The organism is Serratia sp. CY47280, from assembly GCF_052168655.1.
Lineage (GTDB): Bacteria > Pseudomonadota > Gammaproteobacteria > Enterobacterales > Enterobacteriaceae > Serratia > Serratia bockelmannii.
Genome location: NZ_JBJNMG010000010.1, coordinates 52,158 through 69,991 on the forward strand (window position 1 = coordinate 52,158; position 17,834 = coordinate 69,991).

The 17,834-nt window shown below is 60.4% G+C and carries 18 protein-coding genes; 7 read left to right on the plus strand and 11 right to left on the minus strand.

Annotated features, from left to right (window positions below; all coding sequences use genetic code 11):
* From ACJ8J4_RS23955 to rfaD, 6 genes are read right to left on the minus strand one after another with little or no spacing between them, the layout of a single operon-like run.
* The gene (locus ACJ8J4_RS23955) at positions 1-978 is read right to left on the minus strand and encodes a glycosyltransferase (protein WP_043141028.1); all 978 of its coding nucleotides are present in this window, start codon (positions 976-978) and stop codon (positions 1-3) included.
* A complete protein-coding gene (locus ACJ8J4_RS23960) occupies positions 975-2,216 on the minus strand; it encodes an O-antigen ligase family protein (RefSeq protein WP_043141024.1) in 1,242 nt (413 codons plus the stop codon). The genes ACJ8J4_RS23955 and ACJ8J4_RS23960 overlap by 4 nt, the downstream gene beginning before the upstream one ends.
* Positions 2,217-2,244: 28 nt before the next feature.
* Positions 2,245-3,411, minus strand: a complete 1,167-nt coding sequence (locus tag ACJ8J4_RS23965; RefSeq protein WP_043141021.1) for a glycosyltransferase family 4 protein — start codon at positions 3,409-3,411, stop codon at positions 2,245-2,247.
* Positions 3,408-4,373 (minus strand): lipopolysaccharide heptosyltransferase RfaC, encoded by a 966-nt coding sequence (gene rfaC / locus ACJ8J4_RS23970; protein ID WP_025304685.1) that lies wholly within the window; start codon positions 4,371-4,373, stop codon positions 3,408-3,410. The genes ACJ8J4_RS23965 and rfaC overlap by 4 nt, the downstream gene beginning before the upstream one ends.
* A 2-nt stretch (positions 4,374-4,375) precedes the next feature.
* The gene (gene rfaF, locus ACJ8J4_RS23975; RefSeq protein WP_025304684.1) at positions 4,376-5,422 is read right to left on the minus strand and encodes an ADP-heptose--LPS heptosyltransferase RfaF; all 1,047 of its coding nucleotides are present in this window, start codon (positions 5,420-5,422) and stop codon (positions 4,376-4,378) included.
* 22 nt (positions 5,423-5,444) lie between these two features.
* Positions 5,445-6,374: an ADP-glyceromanno-heptose 6-epimerase gene (rfaD, locus tag ACJ8J4_RS23980; protein ID WP_025304683.1), complete on the minus strand. Its 930-nt coding sequence runs from the start codon at positions 6,372-6,374 to the stop codon at positions 5,445-5,447.
* A gap of 239 nt (positions 6,375-6,613) precedes the next feature.
* Here rfaD and kbl point away from each other — a divergent pair, with 239 nt between their 5' ends.
* The gene (gene kbl / locus ACJ8J4_RS23985; protein ID WP_197836513.1) at positions 6,614-7,810 is read left to right on the plus strand and encodes a glycine C-acetyltransferase; all 1,197 of its coding nucleotides are present in this window, start codon (positions 6,614-6,616) and stop codon (positions 7,808-7,810) included.
* Between the two features lie 9 nt (positions 7,811-7,819).
* Positions 7,820-8,845: an L-threonine 3-dehydrogenase gene (gene tdh, locus ACJ8J4_RS23990; RefSeq protein ID WP_167324684.1), complete on the plus strand. Its 1,026-nt coding sequence runs from the start codon at positions 7,820-7,822 to the stop codon at positions 8,843-8,845.
* Positions 8,846-8,885: 40 nt separating this feature from the next.
* On the opposite strand, the gene ACJ8J4_RS23995 is transcribed toward tdh, so the two are convergent.
* The 3 genes from ACJ8J4_RS23995 to gpmM are packed head-to-tail and all read right to left on the minus strand — an operon-like array spanning position 8,886 to position 12,730.
* Positions 8,886-9,839, minus strand: a complete 954-nt coding sequence (locus tag ACJ8J4_RS23995; RefSeq protein WP_049205333.1) for a divergent polysaccharide deacetylase family protein — start codon at positions 9,837-9,839, stop codon at positions 8,886-8,888.
* A 2-nt stretch (positions 9,840-9,841) separates the two neighbouring features.
* A complete protein-coding gene (gene envC / locus ACJ8J4_RS24000; RefSeq protein WP_025304680.1) occupies positions 9,842-11,176 on the minus strand; it encodes a murein hydrolase activator EnvC in 1,335 nt (444 codons plus the stop codon).
* A gap of 9 nt (positions 11,177-11,185) precedes the next feature.
* Positions 11,186-12,730: a 2,3-bisphosphoglycerate-independent phosphoglycerate mutase gene (gpmM, locus tag ACJ8J4_RS24005; RefSeq protein ID WP_197836512.1), complete on the minus strand. Its 1,545-nt coding sequence runs from the start codon at positions 12,728-12,730 to the stop codon at positions 11,186-11,188.
* Positions 12,731-13,027: 297 nt separating this feature from the next.
* On the opposite strand from gpmM, the gene ACJ8J4_RS24010 reads away from it, so the two are divergent.
* The 5 genes from ACJ8J4_RS24010 to cysE all read left to right on the plus strand — a co-directional run bounded on the left by ACJ8J4_RS24010 (position 13,028) and on the right by cysE (position 16,214).
* A complete protein-coding gene (locus ACJ8J4_RS24010) occupies positions 13,028-13,462 on the plus strand; it encodes a rhodanese-like domain-containing protein (RefSeq protein WP_016929700.1) in 435 nt (144 codons plus the stop codon).
* Positions 13,463-13,490: 28 nt separating this feature from the next.
* Complete coding sequence (gene grxC, locus ACJ8J4_RS24015; RefSeq protein WP_019452217.1) at positions 13,491-13,739, plus strand: glutaredoxin 3; 249 nt, start codon at positions 13,491-13,493, stop codon at positions 13,737-13,739.
* Between the two features lie 57 nt (positions 13,740-13,796).
* Positions 13,797-14,267, plus strand: a complete 471-nt coding sequence (gene secB / locus ACJ8J4_RS24020; protein WP_025304678.1) for a protein-export chaperone SecB — start codon at positions 13,797-13,799, stop codon at positions 14,265-14,267.
* A complete protein-coding gene (gene gpsA / locus ACJ8J4_RS24025) occupies positions 14,267-15,286 on the plus strand; it encodes an NAD(P)H-dependent glycerol-3-phosphate dehydrogenase (protein ID WP_025304677.1) in 1,020 nt (339 codons plus the stop codon). Before secB ends, gpsA begins: the two co-directional genes overlap by 1 nt.
* 106 nt (positions 15,287-15,392) lie before the next feature.
* Positions 15,393-16,214, plus strand: coding sequence for a serine O-acetyltransferase (gene cysE, locus ACJ8J4_RS24030; RefSeq protein WP_025304676.1), 822 nt, complete (start codon positions 15,393-15,395; stop codon positions 16,212-16,214).
* 61 nt (positions 16,215-16,275) lie between these two features.
* Here cysE and ACJ8J4_RS24035 read toward each other — a convergent pair whose 3' ends face one another.
* On the minus strand, positions 16,276-16,947 hold the full coding sequence (locus ACJ8J4_RS24035; RefSeq protein WP_025304675.1) for a DUF3313 domain-containing protein: 672 nt from the start codon (positions 16,945-16,947) through the stop codon (positions 16,276-16,278).
* Between the two features lie 104 nt (positions 16,948-17,051).
* On the minus strand, positions 17,052-17,825 hold the full coding sequence (locus ACJ8J4_RS24040; RefSeq protein ID WP_197836511.1) for a CHAD domain-containing protein: 774 nt from the start codon (positions 17,823-17,825) through the stop codon (positions 17,052-17,054).
* Positions 17,826-17,834 lie beyond the last annotated feature (9 nt).

Consider the following 17,834-nt stretch of genomic DNA (forward strand, 5'->3'; position numbering starts at 1 on the left):
TTAGTGCGGCCTGCGCCCGCGCAGCTTCGAAAGAAAGGTATCCACTCGCGCATAGCGCATCTGACGGACTTTTTTGCCCGGCACGTCGCTGTTGCGGCAGATATCGGCGGCGCGGCGCAGGATATGCAGCGTTGCCGGCGCGTAATGGTAATAGCCGTACACCGCCTTCGACATGCTTTTCACCTCGGAAAAGCAGTTAGCCAGCATCAGGGCGGCCAACCGGCGCAGCGGCTCATCCCCGGGATGCTGCGCCACAAAACGCAGCATCTTCTCCATGGCGAACAGCAGATCTTCAATATCTTTGGATTTGATATTGCGGGTGATGCCCTGGCTGTTGTCCCGATAGAAGTAGAGCTCGCAGTCAAGATGGGCGATGCGGCGAGTTTTGAAATACTGAAAAGGCGTGAAAATCACGTCTTCATAGCGCCTGCCGTCTTCGAACGCTTCCCCTGCCAGCAGCGTGCGTTTATATACCCGGCTCCAGAGATGCCACATTGAGCGCGCGAACAGCGGTTGCAGGCAGCTCAGCCCCAACGATGAAAAGTCGTAGGCTACGGGCTGCGTCGCGCGGTTCTCGGATTTCGGCGGTTGTTCGGTGAACTTCTGATAATTAAAATCGATCAGGTCATACTCACCGGCGATCAGCAGGGGATTCAGGATCGCCAGATAGTCGTCGCTTAGCAGATCGTCGCCGTCGAGAAAGGTGACGTAGCGCCCGGTGGCTTGCTGCAGGCCGACATTGCGGGCGTGCGCAATACCGCCGTTGGCCTGAGAAATAAAAGCCACCTGCGGATGCTGCCGCTGCGCCAGATACCGGCTGACCAGCGCCCCCGACGCATCGGTAGAGCCATCGTCGATGATCACCACCTCAATATCATCAGAAATCTGCGTAAATAACGAATCCAGCGCAGCGATGATGAACGCTTCGTTATTATAAAACGGCACGATAACGCTGAGCAGCGGTGGCTGAATGTTCACGCGGCCTGCTCCTGTGTGGAAGTCTGTCTCGCCACGGAGAGCACTCCAGCGATCAGCGCCAGACAGAACATGGCGGTGCCTTCCGTGCTGAAGAAGATGACGTCGCTCAGCCCGTAAACGAACAGGCTGGCGCTCACGCTCAGCAACAGCGCGTTGCGCTGCGGCCGGAACGAAGAGAAGAACAGGCAGACATAGAGTGCCAGCAGCAGCAGTACGCCCCAGACACCCTTGAGCGAATAGGTTTCCAGCAGCTCGTTGTGCAGGTGGACGTTGATATAGGGCATAACGCCAGACAGGCGAGGTTGCTGTGCGACCATCGCACGGATCTCTTCGCCGCGCTGTTCGGCGGATTGGCCCCAGGGGGCTTGTGAGCCGGTACGCCATGCCAGCGTTTGCATCGACAGCCGTGAAATGATCGAGTTTTCAGTCTGTGGCTGATCCATCAGACGCATATCGGTCTCAAAGGCCTGAATGCGTTCTTCTATCTGGGGTTTAAACACCAGGCCGCAGGCTACGAGCAGCAGCGGTACCGAGGCCATCAACGCGAGCTTGTGTTTTCTGGAAACCAGTTGCTTGGTGGCCAGCAGCGACAGACAAATCGCCACCGGGTAGACCAGCATCGCCGCGCGGGTGCCGGTGAGCACCAGCGCAGAGAAGGACAGCAGGAATGCCGCAATGTACAACACCAGACGGTAGCGGGTGCGCAGCATCAGGATGGCTTGCATCATGACCAGATCGATGGCGGTCATCAGGTAGGCGGCGACCGTGGCGCGATCGAAGTTGAGCTCTACGCGCGGGATATCCAGACGCAGCCCTTGATAGAGCGAATAACCGTTGATCGCCAGACCGGTGACGAGAGCCACAACGATCAACAGGCGCTGCACGCACAACCGCTCATTGAGCGCAATCAGCAAGATGAAAGCGGTCGCGAGCTGCAGTTTGCCGGTCGACATATAAGAGCGATAGATATTGATGTAGTCACCCGGCTGTTTGAAGTGATGCATCCAGAGGATGGTTCCCATACCGACGCTGAACATCAACGCGGGCAGCAGCAGATTTCTAACGTTGCTGAAGTAGTAGCGCGGATACAGGCAAACGGCGATAAAGGCGATGTAGCTGGAAACGTAAAACAGATTGCGTCCGGTCGCGGAACCGAAAGGGATGGTGCAAAAAGCGATGGCGCACCCCAGATAGATCAGATAGCTGAAGGCAGGGTGCGGCGTTCTGTATTTTAGCATCGGGCGTGTTTTCCGGCTCACGTGTTGATTAAACGATAAAGGATCGCAGCGTGTCGTCGAATTCAACTTTGAACTGAGCATAGTTGAAATGTTCCGCAGGATAGCGCTGCGCATTTCGGCTCAGAGTCTGGTAGGTTTCTCGCTCCAGCAATTTCTCAACGGCATCCGCACAGTCGATATGCGACAGCAGCTTGGGCGCTACCAGGCTGTCGGTCAACGGATCGTAGACCTCATGCGGGAAGTCGACCTCGATATCGGTGAGCTGCCGGTGCTGTTCGATGGTGACCGACGGCGTCAGGCCAATGCCGCAGACCCCGTCTTTCACCGCTTCCGGCTGGCCGTCGACCTGCGGGAAGATGACCGGCACGCCGAAATAGAGCGATTCCATGCAGGACAAGCCGAACGGCTCGGTGATCGGCGTGCTCATGTAGATGTGCGTGCGATTGAAGAAACCGGCGACGTCATCCTGATAACCGCTGAAAGTGATGCGGTCGCCGAGCTGAAGCCGATCCGCCAGCGCCTCGAACGCCGCGCGATCCGGCCCTTTGCCGGCCACTTCCAGCGTGACGTCATGCCCGCGCCGCAGCAGCTCCTGCATCATCAATAAGGAAACGCTGATGCCTTTCAGGCTGACCAGGCGTGAGGCCGTGCCGATCCGGACCGGCTGCGACAGCGTTTTCGGTGTGTTGTCGATCCCTGCCGGCGTCTTGATGCGGTTGATCACCACGTGATTGGGGCAAGGCAGATTAAAGCGCAGCTCCATCACTCGCTTCGACGCGTGTGAGGCGGAAATGACGCCGTCCAGCATGGCGAAGAAACGCAGCGTCTTTTTATTCTTGGGGTAACGCCAGGAGCAGCCATGATCGTAGTAAACCAGCTTGCCGCGCTTGGGTTTGGCCGCCAGCCCCGGCACCAGGTCCCAGACGATCACCACGTCGGCGTTGGCCCGCTCGATTTTCCACTTCAGCAAAAATTTGCGCAGGAACTGCGGGCAGCGCAGCGGCAGCGCATTGATCAGGCGGTTGGCGAAGGTGACGGGCTGATGCGCAGGCAACTGGCGGCGGATCTCTTCGCCAATGTCGCCGCTGATGCACAGGACCTGGTTGCTGTCGTCGGTGGTATCGTTGATGTACTGCAGGAACAGGCGCTCGACGCCGCCCATTTTACCCAGGTTGATAATGTGCAGTTTTTTCATGCTATAACCTTTTGCAACGCCTGCCATGCCGTATCGGCGTCAATTGTCGCCATGCTTTTTTCCGGCGAAATCAGCGAGTGCTGATTTTGCCCGTAGCCGCCGATCAGGCCGGGATCGGTTGGCCCGAACAGCGTGATGTTCGGTTTGTCGAGCGCGGCGGTCAGATGACTGAGTCCGGTGTCGACCGAGACCACGCCCTTGGCGCCGGCCAGCACGTCGGCCACCTGCTGCAGGCTGAGCTTCGGCAGCACTTCGACATGTGGAAAACCTTCCGCCAAGCGTAGCGCGCGCTGATGTTCATGCTCTGCGCCCCACGGCAGTTTGATCTTCAGCCCGCTGTCGGCCGTCAGCGCGATCAGCTCGCGCCAGTTCTGCTCCGGCCAATGCTTATCGTCACGGGTTGTCGCGTGCAGAAACACCAGATATTGACCGGCATCGACCGGCGGCTGGCTGAGAAAACGCGCGGCGATGGCGTAATCGCCGTAGCTGCCCGGTTTATCGTAGCCGAGGCTTTTGGCGAACAGCTCGCGCGTGCGTTCCACCGCGTGCTGCTGTTTGTCTATCTCATGACGCACGTTGTAGAACCAGCTGGCGAACGGCTCGCGCGCGCTCTTGCAGTCCGGGCCATGTTTGTTGCCTTTGGCGACGCGGGTGATCAGCGCGGCGCTTTTGATCAGGCCCTGCGCGTCGATCACCACGTCGTAATGGCGTTCTTGCAGCGCGCGCTTGAAGTCGCAGCGCTGCTGTCGGGTGTCGCTGCCGAACCAATTTTTACGCCAGCGGCGAATGGCCACCGGGATCACGCGATCCACTGCCGGATGCCAGGTGGGGATTTGGCTGAAACCTTCTTCCACCACCCAGTCGAAGCGGATATCGGGAATGGCCTGCAGCGCGTCGGTCAGGGCGGGCAGCGTATGCAGCACATCGCCCATCGAGGACGTTTTTACGATTAACACCTGCATGACTATTCCTCGCTGGCGACAAGTAACGGCGTCAGCGCATCCAACACTTGCTGCGGCTGAATATCGATCAAACTTTGGTGGTATCCCTGCTCGGCATCTCCTTTACGCACCTTGTGATAACCGCTGATCAAGCGGATAACCCGCGCCTTGTCGGAGAGCGGCGGCGTGAAGTCGGGGCTGCTTGGGCCGTACAAGGCTATCAGCGGTTTGTTCAACGCTGCGGCAACGTGCATTAAACCGGAGTCGTTGCTGACTACCGCCCGGCAGGCCGCGATCAGGATCACCGCCTGCTCCAGCTGGGTTTTTCCGGCCAGGTTAAGGCAGAAATCGCGCGCGTCTTCCTGCAACGCGGCGCGGATCTGTTCGCCGGCCTCGTGGTCTTTTGCCGAACCGAACAGCGCGATTTGATAGCCGCTCTCGATCAGCCGTTGAGCCAGCGCTGCGTAGTGATAGTGCGGCCAGCGCTTGGCGGGGCCGAACTCCGCGCCTGGGCAGAAGCCGACGATCGGGCGGCTGTCGGTCAGGTTGAAGGCCGAAGTAGTTTCGGCGATCTCTTCGTCGCTCACCCGCAGCTGCGGCCACAGCAGCGGCTGCGGCAGATCGTCGGCGCGCTGAACGCGGCCTTTGTCATAGGCCAGCGCCACATAGCGCTGCACCATCAGCGGGAAAGCGGCCTTGTCGAGCACGCGGACGTCGTTCAGCAGGCCGTAGCGCATTTCGCCCCGCCAGCCGGTGCGCTGCGGGATATCGGCGAAGAAAGGCACCAACGCGGATTTGAACGAGTTGGGCAGAACGTAAGCGCGATCGTAACGGTTGGCGCGCAGGGCGCGCCCCAGGCGGCGGCGTTCGCCGAGCCCCAGCGCGCCGTGGCCCAGCGGCATCGCCAGCGCCTGATTGACTTCCGGCATGCGCGCCAGCAGCGGACGGCACCAGGCCGGCGCCATCACATCGATCTCCGCCGACGGGTATTCGGCCTTCAGGGTGCGATAGAGACTTTGCGACATCATCATGTCGCCAACCCAAGAAGGGCCGATAACCAGTATTTTCATACCCAGCGTTAATTCCTTCAGCTTATGCGGTGCGGTTCAACCAGGCCATATACTCTTTCACGCCTTCGGCGACCGTTTTGAACGGTGCGTCGTAGCCGGCGGCGCGCAGCTTGGTCAGATCGGCCTGGGTGTACGCCTGATAGCGGCCCTTCAGCTTTTCCGGGAACTCGATGTATTCCACCGCGCCTTTCTGATGGAAGTCCACCACCGCGTCGGCCACCGCCTGGAAGGTTTCCGCCCGGCCGGTGCCGCAGTTGAAGATGCCGGATTTGCCGGTTTCCCAGAACCACAGGTTAACCGCCGCCACGTCGCCGACGTAGATGAAGTCACGCTTGAAGTTTTCGCTGCCGGCGAACAGTTTCGGGTTTTCGCCGCGGTTGATCTGGGTGTTCAGGTGGAAGGCGACGCTGGCCATGCTGCCTTTGTGGCCTTCGCGCGGGCCGTAAACGTTGAAGTAGCGGAAGCCGCAGATCTGCGAGTCCGCTTCCGGCAGGATCTCACGCACGTACTGATCGAACAGGAATTTGGAGTAGCCGTACACGTTGAGCGGAGCTTCATACTGGCGCTCTTCGATAAACTCTTCGCGGCCGCCGTAAGTGGCGGCGGAGGAGGCGTAGAGGAACGGGATTTCGCGATCCAGGCAGTAGTGCAGCAGATCTTTGGAGTACTGATAGTTGTTGTCCATCATGTACTTGCCGTCCCACTCGGTGGTCGCGGAGCAGGCGCCTTCGTGGAACACCGCTTCGATTTCGCCCAGATCGTCGCCGGCCACGATGCTGGCGATAAAGTCTTCTTTATCGATATAATCGGCGATATCCAGATCGACCAGGTTGACGAATTTGGTGCCGTCTTTCAGGTTATCCACCACCAGGATATCGCGATATCCCTTGTCGTTCAGTGCCTTAATGATGTTGCTGCCGATCATGCCGGCGCCGCCTGTGACGATAATCATTGGGTTACCCCTGCTAAGCTGCTGGCGGGGCACAATGCCCCACGCTCAATGGCGGTTATCATAGCATTTCATGCCGCGGCAAACAGCGGAAGGGCTCCGAATATCCCGCATTGCCATTGAAGTCCGCTTTTTGCCGTGATATCTGCTGCAATTTTAATATTCTCTCCCGCGCATTCTCGTCAGTTTGGTTACAAATCAGTAAAATATGCCGTAAATAGCCCAATCCTGGAGATAACCGAATGTCAGCGTCTTTTTATCAGCAGTTGGAACAACAGCTTGCCGCCACTCGCAGTGAAGGGCTGTTCAAGGAAGAACGCATCATCACCTCCGCGCAGCAGGCGGATATCGCCGTTGCCGACGGCAGCCATGTGATCAACTTCTGCGCCAATAACTACCTGGGCCTGGCCAACCATCCGACGCTCATCGCCGCCGCCAAGTCGGGGATGGACAGCCACGGTTTCGGCATGGCGTCGGTGCGCTTCATCTGCGGCACCCAGGACAGCCACAAGCAGCTGGAACAGAAACTGGCGGCCTTTTTGGGCATGGAAGACGCGATCCTGTACTCCTCTTGCTTCGACGCCAACGGCGGGCTGTTCGAAACCCTGCTCGGCCCGGAAGACGCGATTATCTCCGATGCGCTGAACCACGCGTCGATCATCGACGGCGTGCGCCTGTGTAAGGCCAAGCGCTATCGCTACGCCAATAACGACATGACCGAGCTGGCCGCGCAGCTGAAACAGGCCAAAGCCGACGGCGCGCGGCACATTCTGATCGCCACCGACGGCGTATTCTCGATGGACGGCGTAATCGCCAACCTGAAAGGGGTTTGCGATCTGGCGGACGAGTATCAGGCGCTGGTGATGGTGGATGACTCCCATGCGGTGGGCTTTGTCGGCGCCAACGGGCGCGGCACCCATGAATACTGCGAAGTGATGGGCCGCGTCGATATCATTACCGGTACGTTAGGCAAAGCGCTGGGCGGCGCGTCCGGCGGCTACACCGCCGCCAAGAAAGAAGTGGTGGAGTGGCTGCGCCAGCGCTCGCGTCCGTACCTGTTCTCCAACTCGCTGGCGCCGGCGATCGTCGCCGCGTCGATCAAAGTGCTGGAACTGCTGGAAGAGGGCGACGCCCTGCGCGATCGCCTGTGGGCCAACGCGCGTCTGTTCCGCGAAAAAATGACCGCCGCCGGCTTCACCCTGGCCGGCGCCGATCACGCCATCATCCCGGTCATGCTGGGTGAGGCGAAGCTGGCGCAGGAATTCGCCAATGCGTTGCTCAAGGAAGGCATCTATGTGACCGGTTTCTTCTATCCGGTGGTGCCGAAAGGCCAGGCGCGCATCCGTACCCAGATGTCCGCCGACCACACCCCGGAGCAAATCGAACGCGCAGTGGCGGCGTTTACACGTATCGGTAAGGATCTTGGCGTTATTGCATAAGGTAAAACCATGAAAGCACTGTCAAAACTGAAAGCGGAAGAAGGGATTTGGATGACCGACGTGCCTCAGCCGGAGCTGGGCCACAACGACATCATGATCAAAATCCGCAAAACCGCGATCTGCGGCACCGATGTGCATATCTACAACTGGGACGAATGGTCGCAAAAAACCATTCCGGTTCCGATGGTGGTCGGCCATGAATACGTGGGCGAAGTGGTGGCGATCGGTCAGGAAGTCAAAGGCTTCAGCATGGGCGATCGCGTGTCCGGTGAAGGTCACATCACCTGCGGCCACTGCCGCAACTGCCGCGGCGGCCGCACGCACCTGTGCCGCAACACCGTCGGCGTGGGCGTGAACCGTCCGGGCAGCTTCGCGGAATACCTGGTGATCCCGGCGTTCAACGCCTTCAAGATCCCGGATAACATCTCCGACGAACTGGCTTCGATCTTCGATCCGTTCGGTAACGCGGTACACACTGCGCTGTCGTTCGATCTGGTCGGGGAAGACGTGCTGGTGTCCGGCGCCGGCCCGATCGGCATCATGGCGGCGGCGGTGTGCAAACACGTCGGCGCCCGCCATGTGGTGATCACCGACGTTAACGAATACCGTCTGGAACTGGCGCGCAAGATGGGCGTGACCCGCGCGGTGAACGTCAGTAAGGAAAACCTCAACGACGTGATGGCCGAGCTGGGTATGACCGAAGGATTCGACGTCGGTCTGGAAATGTCCGGCGCGCCGCCGGCGTTCCGCACGCTGCTCAATGCCATGAACCACGGCGGACGCATCGCCATGCTGGGCATTCCGCCTTCGGATATGTCGATCGACTGGAACCAGGTCATCTTCAAAGGGCTGTTTATCAAAGGGATTTACGGCCGCGAAATGTTCGAAACCTGGTACAAGATGGCGGCGCTGATCCAGTCCGGCCTGGATTTGACCCCAATCATCACCCACCGTTTCTCGATCGACGAGTTCCAGCAGGGCTTCGACGCCATGCGCTCCGGCAAGTCGGGTAAAGTGGTGCTGAGCTGGGATTAATCTCGGCAGACGTGAAAAAGGCCGGAATTCCGGCCTTTTTTTATGCTTGCGGTTTGGCTTGCGTCCAGTGTTGCCAATGACGCTTGATGAAGGTCACCGGCGGCGAGGTGGCTATGCTGTCGGCGATGACGCCCAGCGCGGTGCCGGCGTTGGCTTTTTCCTTCGGCGGTTTGACCTTGCACTGTTTGATGCCACCGCTGAACGGATTTTTCGGCTGCGGTTTTTGCGGTTTGACCGGCGGTGGAACGTAGCTGCCGCCGCCGTTGCCCTGCGGTTCGTTCAGCAGCGCGCTCGGTTTGACCAGCACGATATCGGCGGGCAGCGACGGCAGCATCTGCTGCAGCACTTTCACCGTCGCCGGACGTGGATGCCCGATGGCGATGGCGGAACCGTTGCGCCGCGCCAATTCAACCGCGCGATTGAACTGGCGGCGGATGTCGGCTTCGTTCGCGGTATCGTCGAGGAACACCTTGCGTTTGATCACTTTCACGCCGGTGCCGGCCGCGGCGCGGGTCGCCTGGCTGTTGCCGATGGTCATGCTGTCGAGGAAGTACAGGCGGTAGCTTTCGAGCGCCTGCATCACTTTCTGCATGCCCGGCAGGCTGGAGGTCATGGCGCTGCCCATGTGGTTGTTCATGCCGACCGCGTAAGGCACATTGTTCACCGCGTTGCGGATGATGCGCTGGATCTCGTCGCTGCTCATGGCTGGCTGCAGGGTATCGCGCTCCAGCGGCTGCTTGCTGAGCGGCGCCATTGGCATGTGGATCAAGACTTCGCGGCCCTGGCTGTGGGCGCGAGTGGCCATCAGGCGGGCATGCGGCGCGTTGGGCAATACCGCAACCGAGATCGCCGTCGGCATTTGCAGCACTGCGTTTTCTTCGTGAGGGCGGTAGCCCACGTCATCGATGACGATGGAGAGTTTTCCTGCCTGCGCAGCGTAAACCTGCAGCAGACAGCCTATTAACAGAGCTGTACGGGTTTTGACATAGTGCAAATCTATCTTCCCAACCACGGCAGTGGGTTAACCGCCTGTCCCTGACGACGGATTTCGAAATAGAGCGACGGCGTTCCCTGGCCGCCGCTGGTGCCGACCAGCGCGATCGGCTGGCCGGCGCGCACCTGCGCCCCGACGTTGACCAACGCGCTTTGGTTGTAGCCGTACACGCTCATGTCGCCTTTACCGTGTTCGACCACCACCATCAGGCCATAGCCTTGCAGCCAGTCGGCCAGCAGCACGCGGCCATCGGCGACGGCTTTCACTTCGCTACCTTCGCGGGCCTCAATCACCATGCCTTTCCAGCGTAGCTCGCCCTGCTGCTGTTCGCCAAAGCCGTGCAGCGTGCGGCCGCGTACCGGCCACATCAGCTGGCCGGCCGGACGACCGAGACCGCCGGTGCGCGCCATCAGCGAGCGATCGGCTTCGCTAGGTTTGTAGGTGGTGCCGGTTTTCTTCGCCTGCTGTTCCTTGATGCGCACCTGTTCGCGCACTTTGGCCGCTTCACGCGCTTCGCGTTCGGCGCGCGCACGGGCTTCGCGCTCCGCCCGGGCGATCTTGTCGCGCATGCGGGCTTCGTTTTGGCGCAGTTCCACCAGGCGTTGTTGGTCTTTTTCTAGCGAGGCTTCCAGCGCGGTCAGCGTTTTCTTGCGGGCGCCGCGCGCCTGCTCCAGCTTCTGCTGCTGTGTTTGTTGTTCGCTCAGTAAGGACTTTTGCTGGCCCTGTTTGGCCACCAGCGTGGTTTTTTGCTTCGCCAGCTCGGCGCGGGTCTGTTTCAGCTCTTCGATGGTTTTCTGGCGCGCTTCGTTCAGATAGCCGAAATAGGCCAGAATACGTTCGCTGCGCTGGCTTTCTTCACCGCTGAGGATCAGCTGCACGGCGCTGTGCTGCCCTTGCCGGAAGGCGGCGTCGAGCTGTTTGGCGAGGAGGTTTTGTTGGGTCGATTGCTGCTTTTGCAGTTTGGCTATCGAGGCGTTCAGGCCGGAAATATCCTTGCTCAACTGGGTGAGCGTGCCCTGGGTGTCGCGCAACTGGCGGCTGGCCTGGGCGATGGTTTTTTCCTGCTGACGCAGCTGATCCTGCAGCGAGCTGCGCTGCTGCTGCTGCTGCTTCACCGCTTTTTCTTTCTCGGCGATGCTCTGCTGGATGTCTTTCAGCTGGGATTTATTGTCTTCCGCCGCCTGGCCGGCGAGCGGCAACAGCAAGACGCCAGCGCAAAATACGCTGGCGCACATGGCGGTGAACGTCCTTGGCGCGGTGCGTTCAGGCAGCGGCCGGCTGCCTGCGTTTGCGCTTCGGGTTACCCTTGATAGTGCAAAAAACGCCTTCTCCCTCATGGAGAAGGATTATTCCACGATGAACAGCGGCTTACCAGTCATCTCTTGCGGGATTTCCATTCCCATCAGCGTTAACAGGGTTGGCGCGATGTCCGAAAGCTTGCCGCCTTCGATCGCCCGTGCCGGTTTGCCGACGTAAACCAGCGGTACCGGCAGGCTGGTGTGGGCGGTATGCGCCTGGCCGGTGGCCGGATCGCGCATCTGCTCGGCGTTGCCGTGATCGGCGGTGATCAGCAGTTGGCCGTCGACGTCGCGCACCGCGTCAACCACCTGGGCGATGCAGGCATCCAGCGTCTCCACCGCTTTGACCGCTGCTTCATACACGCCGGTATGCCCCACCATGTCGCCGTTCGGGTAGTTGCAGATAATGGCGTCGTATTTGCCGCTGCGGATGGCGCTCAGCAGTTTGTCGGTCAGCTCGGCGGCGCTCATCTCCGGCTGCAGATCGTAGGTGGCGACCTTCGGCGAATTGACCAGCACGCGGTCTTCCCCTTTGAACGGCGCTTCCACGCCGCCGTTATAGAAGAAGGTGACGTGGGCGTATTTTTCGGTTTCCGAGATGCGCAGCTGGGTTTTGTCGTGCTTCATCAGCCATTCGCCGAAGGTGTTGGCCAGCGACGCCGGCGGATAGGCGCAGGCGGTCGCGATGTCGGCGGCGTACTCGGTCAGCATCACGAAATCGCCGAACTGCACCCGCTTGGCGCGCGGGAAACCGTCGAAATCCGCGTTCACGAAAGCGCGGGTGATCTGGCGCGCGCGGTCGGCGCGGAAGTTCATGAAGATCAACGCATCGCCGTCCTGCATCGCGGCATCGGCCTCACCGGCGGCGCGAATGACGGTCGGTTTGACGAACTCGTCGTTTTCACCGCGCTGGTAGGCGGCCTGCAGGCCGGCGATCGCATCGTCGGCCACGTAGTCGCCTTTGGCCGCGGTCAGCAGGTCATAGGCCAGCTGCACGCGATCCCAGCGGTTGTCGCGGTCCATCGCGTAGTAGCGGCCGATCAGCGAGGCGATGCGCCCGACGCCCAGCGCGGCGAAGGCGTCGCGGCAGCGTTGCAGCGGGGCTTCGGCGCTGCGCGGCGGCGTGTCGCGCCCGTCGAGGAAGGCATGCAGATAAACGGCTTTGGCGCCGCGTTGGGCGGCCAGCTTGATCATGGCCAGAATGTGCTCGTCGTGGCTGTGCACGCCGCCCGGCGACAGCAGGCCCATGATATGCACCGCCTTGCCGGCCGCTACGGCTTTATCGACCGCGGCGGTCAGCACCGGGTTGGCGAAGAAGTCGCCGTCGGCGATCGCTTTGTCCAGCCGGGTCAGATCCTGGTAGACGATGCGCCCGGCGCCCAGGTTGACGTGGCCGACTTCGGAGTTGCCCATTTGGCCGTCGGGCAGGCCGACATCTAGCCCGGAGGCGGCGATCAGCGTATGCGGCTGCTCCCGCCACAGACGGTCCATCACCGGGGTGCCGGCGTTCAGGATCGCGTTGTCCTGCCGCTCCTCACGGTGGCCGTAACCGTCCAGGATCACCAGTACCATCGGTTTTTTGTTGCTCGACATTGCATTGACCTCTTATGAACTTTTTAAGCTGCGAATAGCCATGCGCCCGCCGCAAGCATGGCTGTTCGCCCTCGAAAAACCGGCTGATTTTACATCGCCGCCGGCGAGAAATAGCCCAAAGAGATCAAGGTTGCGGCGAATCGCGCGGGCTTTTATGCTCTGACCTCGGGAATTTCTCAGCGCAGCCCGCAGTTTCTACAATCGCGCTTGCTTATTGGCTGTATTTGCCGCACTCGGCAGGTATACTCTGGAACCTTGACTTATTTATCCCTTAACTGACGGGAGTTGTTACACCCCATGCTGCAAGAAATTATGCCATTCGTAAGCAGACACCCGATTCTGAGCCTGGCTTGGATCGCTCTGCTGGTCGCCGTGATCGTCATGACCTTCAAAAGCCGTTTCTCCAAGGTCAAAGAGATCGCTCGCGGTGAAGCTATCCGCCTGATCAACAAAGAAGAAGCCGTGGTGGTCGACACCCGCAGCCGCGACGATTTCCGCCGTGGCCACCTGGCCAGCGCCATCAACCTGACCGCCAGCGAAATCAAAAGCGGCAGCCTGGGCGAGCTGGAAAAACACAAAGCGCAGCCGATCATCGTCGTGTGCGCCAACGGCACCGCCTCCCGCGAGCCGGCGGAGAACCTGAGCAAGGCCGGTTTTGAAAAGGTGACGATGCTGAAAGACGGCATCGCCGGCTGGAGCGGAGAAAACCTGCCGCTGGTGCGCGGTAAGTAACCGTTTAACCTATTTGAGGTGGCAATCCATGGCTAACATTGATATCTACACCAAAGCGACCTGTCCGTTCTGCCATCGCGCCAAGGCGCTGTTGAACAGCAAGGGCGCGGCGTTTAACGAGATCGCCATCGACGGCGATAGCGCCAAGCGCGAAGTGATGATCGAGCGCAGCGGGCGCACCACCGTGCCGCAGATTTTCATCGATGGCCGGCATATCGGCGGCTGTGATGATTTATATGAACTCGATGCTCGCGGCGGCCTGGATCCGCTGCTTTAAGCAGCTTGCCGGCTCACCGAGTGTCAATAAGGACGTTTAACCAAGGGTATTACTCACATGTCAGAACAAAACAGCACCGAAATGGCTTTCCAGATCCAACGTATCTATACCAAGGATATCTCCTTCGAAGCGCCGAACGCGCCGCAGGTTTTCCAGCAGGAATGGCAGCCGGAAGTTAAACTTGATCTGGATACCGCGTCCAGCCAGCTGGCTGACGAAGTGTATGAAGTGGTACTGCGCGTAACCGTGACGGCGAGCCTGGGCGAAGAGACCGCGTTCCTGTGCGAAGTGCAACAGGCGGGCATCTTCTCGGTAGCAGGTATCGAAGGCACGCAGCTGGCGCATTGCCTGGGTGCATACTGCCCGAACATCCTGTTCCCGTATGCGCGCGAGTGCATCACCAGCCTGGTTTCCCGCGGTACATTCCCGCAGCTGAACTTGGCACCGGTCAACTTTGACGCGCTGTTCATGAACTATCTGCAGCAGCAGGCGGAAGGCGAAGGTGCCGCACCACATCAGGATGCCTGATGAACACCGTCAATGCTTCAATGACTGTTATCGGTGCCGGCTCGTACGGCACCGCATTGGCCATTACGCTGGCGCGTAACGGCCATGCCGTGGTGCTGTGGGGGCACAACCCCGCGCAAATTCAAACGTTGCAGCAAGATCGCTGCAATCAGGCGTTTCTGCCCGACGTTCCTTTCCCCGATACCCTGCTGCTTGAGGCCGATTTGGCGCGTGCGCTGGCGGCCAGCCGCGACGTGCTGGTGGTGGTGCCAAGCCACGTGTTTGGCGACGTGCTGCGTCAGCTGAAGCCGCATCTGCGCCCGGACGCCCGCATCGTGTGGGCCACCAAGGGGTTGGAAGCGGAAACCGGGCGATTGCTGCAGGACGTGGCGCGTGAGGCGCTGGGCGAGACGATCCCGCTGGCGGTGCTCTCCGGGCCGACGTTCGCCAAAGAGCTGGCCGCCGGCCTGCCGACGGCGATCGCGCTGGCGGCGACCGATGCGCAGTTCGCCGACGATCTGCAACAGCTGTTGCACTGCGGCAAGAGCTTCCGCGTCTACAGCAATCCCGACTTTATCGGCGTGCAGCTTGGCGGCGCGGTGAAGAATGTGATCGCCATCGGCGCTGGCATGTCCGACGGCATCGGTTTCGGCGCCAACGCCCGCACCGCGTTGATTACGCGCGGGCTGGCGGAAATGAGCCGTCTGGGTTCTGCGCTGGGCGCCGATCCTTCGACGTTCATGGGCATGGCGGGGCTGGGGGATCTGGTGCTAACCTGCACGGACAACCAATCGCGCAACCGCCGCTTCGGCATTATGCTGGGGCAAGGTAAAGGCGTGCAGGAAGCGCAGGACAGCATCGGTCAGGTGGTCGAGGGCTATCGTAATACCAAAGAGGTGTTGGCGCTGGCGCAGCGGCACGGCGTGGAAATGCCGATCACCGAACAGATTTATCAGGTGCTTTACTGCCATAAAGACGCCCGCGAAGCGGCGCTGAGCCTGCTGGGGCGAGCCCGAAAGGACGAAAAACCCAGCGCGTGACATAAAACGATATGTCGGGGCAGCGGAATGCTGACCCCGCAAATGACCTGGGCCGCTCCGCGCTACCGTGTGAAGCGGCCCGTTTGGCAAGGCAAAGGGGTATGTGATGTCGTCAGAAGAGTTGGAACAGGTCTGGAACAGCATTAAATCAGAAGCGCGAGCACTGGCTGATTGTGAACCGATGCTGGCCAGCTTTTTCCATGCGACGTTGCTCAAGCACGAGAATCTGGGCAGCGCGCTCAGCTATATGCTGGCCAACAAGCTGGCAACGCCGATCATGCCCGCCATCGCGGTGCGCGAGGTGGTGGAAGAGGCCTACAAGTCCGACAATCAGATGATCGTTTCGGCGGCGCGCGATATCCTCGCGGTGCGGCTGCGCGACCCGGCGGTCGATAAATACTCCACGCCGCTGCTTTACCTCAAAGGGTTCCATGCGCTGCAGGCTTACCGCATCGGCCATTGGCTGTGGCAGCAAGGGCGGCAAGCGCTGGCTATCTACCTGCAAAATCAAATTTCCGTCGCCTTCGGCGTGGACATCCACCCGGCGGCGACCATCGGCTGCGGCATCATGCTTGACCACGCTACCGGCATCGTGATCGGTGAAACGGCGGTGGTGGAGAACAACGTTTCTATCCTGCAGTCGGTCACGCTCGGCGGTACCGGTAAAACCAGCGGCGACCGTCACCCGAAAATCCGCGAAGGGGTGATGATTGGCGCCGGCGCCAAAATTCTCGGCAATATCGAAGTGGGCAAGGGCGCGAAGATCGGCGCGGGTTCGGTGGTTTTGCAGGCGGTGCCGCCGCATACCACCGCCGCCGGGGTGCCGGCGCGCATCGTCGGGCGGCCGGAGAGCGATACGCCGTCGATGGATATGGACCAATACTTCAACGGTACCAACCACGGTTTCGAGTACGGCGACGGCATTTGAACGCCGTTTGCGTATCCATTCAGGGGGAGCTTTGGCTCCCCCTGTGTTTTTCAGGCGGCGGTCAGCCCTGTTTCGGGAACTGGGTGATATCGGTAACGATGTCGTCGATCGCCGCCTTGACGTCATCCGCCGTGACCGGCGTGCTGTCGTTGTTGACGGTTTTACCGTAGGCCTTGCGTACCACTTCCATCACCGTTTTACCGGTATCCTGGTCGATCAACTCGCCTTCAATATACAGCGCGGTATTTTGCGTCCGGTGCCCGGTAGCCGCCATGGTGCTGGCAACCACTGCAGCGACCGGCACCACTTCATAGAACTTCATGTCTTCGTTTTCGGCCGAAACGGCGGTGATGGCGAGTTTGGCCACCAGAACGCGCGAGCCCGTCGGGCTTGGCAGAATGGTAAAGCGGTTCTGCAGCGCGGTTTTGATTCGCTGGGTCGCGTAGGCCTTAATCTTGTTCAGCGTGTCCTGGCTGACGCGCGCCGTGGGTTTCTCCGCCGGGAAATAGACCACCGGTTGGAAATAGATACCGCGATAGTTGGATTCCTTGTAGCTCGGATCTACCCAGCGCAGCGTTTTATGACCGCTTGGCGAGGTGGTTTCCTGCAGTTTGCTGTAATCGGACAAAAAGCCCGAATATTGCGACGTTTGGGTGACTTTGGACGAACAGCCCGCCAGCAACAGGCCCGCTGCCAGAACGGCCATGGCAACGCTCAAGCGTTGTTTTTTCATGTGGTTTCCTATGATGAGTGGTGATTACCCTTACAAAACATAGCGCATTATCTGCGCCTCATCGGGCATTTTCGGGGCCGGGCGTGCCCTGCTGCGGCCTTTTTTCAGGATCGTGATGCGCCGCCGGTTTTCGCCACCAGTGCGGGTGATAAGGCAACGAGCAAGATGTCCGCTCTGGCCAGCGCCTGGTGTTGCTCTGCTTGCCATCGGGGCAACAAGGGCCAGAGATCCGCCTGATGTTCTGCCTGCAGGCACCAGACCTCCCGGTCGTGCCAATCGCCGAGGGCGTTTTGCACCGCTTTCAGGCCCGCCATTGCGGCGGGAGAGAGGGGGAGGCGTTGCGGGTAGGCTTCGGCCGCGTAGCGCAGGCGTTTGACCAGCAGCCGCAGACGGTGGCGATCGTAGCCGGTATCAGCCAACGCCCTGCGCAATTGCCGCTGCTGGCGCTGCAGGCGTCGGTTCACACGGTGTTTGGCGGGGCGCTGCGCGATGCGGCGAAAGCGGTGCGGCCAGGCGTGCAATAGCGAAGGGAAGCTGATGAGCAGCGGGTTGGCGAGCAGTTGGCGGCAGCGGGCCTGAAAATCGCTTTGGCGCACGTTGGCCTGCCAATCGAGGCGATGGTGCGCCAATTCGACGATCAGCACCTCGAGATCGCGCAGCGGCGTCGTGAGCTTGCCCAACTCGGCGGCGGCCCGATCGAGCCGCGTTGCGCCGGGGAAGCCGCGCAACGGACGCAGCAGGCTGCGAATGCGGCGCAGGCAGACGCGCAAGTCGTGTAGCGCCTCGGTGTCTTGCGCCTGTTGCAGCCGCAACAGCGCCTCGTTCAGCGCCGATTCGAGCCGGCGAAGCTGGGTAACAATATCTGCGATGAAAGCCATGTGCCGTAT

Coding starts and splice junctions, on each gene's coding strand:
- rfaF (WP_025304684.1), bottom strand. CDS start 5,422: ATGAAAATACTGGTTATCGGCCCTTCTTGGGTTGGCGACATGATGATG.
- envC (WP_025304680.1), bottom strand. CDS start 11,176: ATGAGGGAGAAGGCGTTTTTTGCACTATCAAGGGTAACCCGAAGCGCA.
- cysE (WP_025304676.1), top strand. CDS start 15,393: ATGTCGTCAGAAGAGTTGGAACAGGTCTGGAACAGCATTAAATCAGAA.
- gpsA (WP_025304677.1), top strand. CDS start 14,267: ATGAACACCGTCAATGCTTCAATGACTGTTATCGGTGCCGGCTCGTAC.
- rfaD (WP_025304683.1), bottom strand. CDS start 6,374: ATGATTATCGTCACAGGCGGCGCCGGCATGATCGGCAGCAACATCATT.
- grxC (WP_019452217.1), top strand. CDS start 13,491: ATGGCTAACATTGATATCTACACCAAAGCGACCTGTCCGTTCTGCCAT.
- tdh (WP_167324684.1), top strand. CDS start 7,820: ATGAAAGCACTGTCAAAACTGAAAGCGGAAGAAGGGATTTGGATGACC.
- kbl (WP_197836513.1), top strand. CDS start 6,614: ATGTCAGCGTCTTTTTATCAGCAGTTGGAACAACAGCTTGCCGCCACT.
- ACJ8J4_RS24035 (WP_025304675.1), bottom strand. CDS start 16,947: ATGAAAAAACAACGCTTGAGCGTTGCCATGGCCGTTCTGGCAGCGGGC.
- secB (WP_025304678.1), top strand. CDS start 13,797: ATGTCAGAACAAAACAGCACCGAAATGGCTTTCCAGATCCAACGTATC.
- ACJ8J4_RS23965 (WP_043141021.1), bottom strand. CDS start 3,411: ATGAAAAAACTGCACATTATCAACCTGGGTAAAATGGGCGGCGTCGAG.
- gpmM (WP_197836512.1), bottom strand. CDS start 12,730: ATGTCGAGCAACAAAAAACCGATGGTACTGGTGATCCTGGACGGTTAC.
- rfaC (WP_025304685.1), bottom strand. CDS start 4,373: ATGCAGGTGTTAATCGTAAAAACGTCCTCGATGGGCGATGTGCTGCAT.
- ACJ8J4_RS23960 (WP_043141024.1), bottom strand. CDS start 2,216: ATGCTAAAATACAGAACGCCGCACCCTGCCTTCAGCTATCTGATCTAT.
- ACJ8J4_RS24010 (WP_016929700.1), top strand. CDS start 13,028: ATGCTGCAAGAAATTATGCCATTCGTAAGCAGACACCCGATTCTGAGC.
- ACJ8J4_RS24040 (WP_197836511.1), bottom strand. CDS start 17,825: ATGGCTTTCATCGCAGATATTGTTACCCAGCTTCGCCGGCTCGAATCG.